Source organism: Xanthobacter autotrophicus (assembly GCF_029991245.1).
GTDB lineage: Bacteria > Pseudomonadota > Alphaproteobacteria > Rhizobiales > Xanthobacteraceae > Xanthobacter > Xanthobacter autotrophicus_C.
This window is the reverse complement of record NZ_JAIVFO010000300.1, coordinates 1-1,288: the sequence shown is the minus strand read 5'-3', so window position 1 is coordinate 1,288 and position 1,288 is coordinate 1. Positions and strand designations below refer to the sequence as shown.

The window sequence follows — 1,288 nt, the reverse complement described above, 5'->3', positions numbered from 1 at the left end:
GAGCGGGGCGGGGAAGGGGACGGCTTCCGCCATCACAGCCCCCGCGCGATGACGATGCGCTGCACGTCGCTGGTGCCCTCATAGATCTGGCACACCCGCACGTCGCGATAGATGCGCTCCACCGGGAAATCGGCGAGATAGCCGTAGCCGCCATGGATCTGGATGGCGGCGGAGCACACCTGCTCGGCCATCTCGGAAGCGAACAGCTTGGCCATGGAGGCCTCGGTGAGGCAGGGCTGGCCGGCCTCGCGCAGCGCCGCCGCATGCAGCACCATGTGCCGCGCCGCCGCGATGCGCGTCGCCATGTCGGCGAGGCGGAAGGCCACCGCCTGGTGCTCCCGGATGGGCTTGCCGAAGGTGACGCGCTCGCTCGCATAGGCCTTCGCCGCCTCGAACGCCGCGCGCGCCATGCCCACGCACTGGGAAGCGATGCCGATGCGCCCGCCCTCAAGATTCGAGAGGGCGATCTTCAGCCCCTCGCCCTCGGCGCCGAGGCGCAGCTCGGTGGGAAGGCGCATGTCGTTGAAGGCGAGCTGGCAGGTGTCGGAGGAATGCTGGCCCAGCTTCTCCTCCACTCGCACCACCTCGTAGCCGAGGGTATCGGTGGGCACGATGAAGGCGGAGATGCCCTTCTTGCCGGCCTCCGGATCGGTCACCGCGAACACGATGACGACATTGCCGTTCTTGCCCGAGGTGATGAACTGCTTGGCGCCGGAGAGGACGTAATGGTCGCCGTCGCGCCGGGCGCGGGTCTTCAGGTTGGCGGCGTCCGAGCCCGCCTGCGGCTCGGTGAGGGCGAAGCCGCCGATCCATTCGCCGGAGGCGAGGCGAGGCAGGAAGCGCTGCTTCTGCGCCTCGGTGCCGAACTTCACGATGGGCATGCAGCCCACGGAGGAATGCACCGCCACGATGGTGGAGCACGCCCCGTCCGCCGCCGCGATCTCCTCCAGCGCGAGGGCATAGGAGACGAGATCGGTGGCCACGCCGCCGAGGGCCTCCGGCACCAGCATGCCGAGGAAGCCGAGGGCCCCCATCTCGGTCAGCTCTTCGCGGGGAAAGCGATGCTCCCTGTCGCGGGCGGCGGCACCGGGGGCCAGGCGCTCCTGCGCGAAGGCCCGCACCGCATCGCGGATCTCGGCCTGGGTCTCGGTGAGGATCATTGGCGTGTTTCCTCCGGATTGTTGTTTTGGCGATGGTGTTCTCTCGCCCCGCCTGCGGCGCGGTGAGGGCGAAGCCGCCGATCAATTCGCCGGAGGCGAGGCGAGGAAGGAAGCGCTGCTTCTGCGCC

1 protein-coding gene is annotated in these 1,288 nt (G+C 69.4%); it reads right to left on the bottom strand.

All coding sequences use genetic code 11. The features are described from left to right. Nucleotides 1–32: 32 nt before the first annotated feature. The gene (locus K9U41_RS22875) at nucleotides 33–1,160 is read right to left on the bottom strand and encodes an acyl-CoA dehydrogenase family protein (protein WP_282643135.1); all 1,128 of its coding nucleotides are present in this window, start codon (nucleotides 1,158–1,160) and stop codon (nucleotides 33–35) included. Nucleotides 1,161–1,288: the final 128 nt, after the last annotated feature.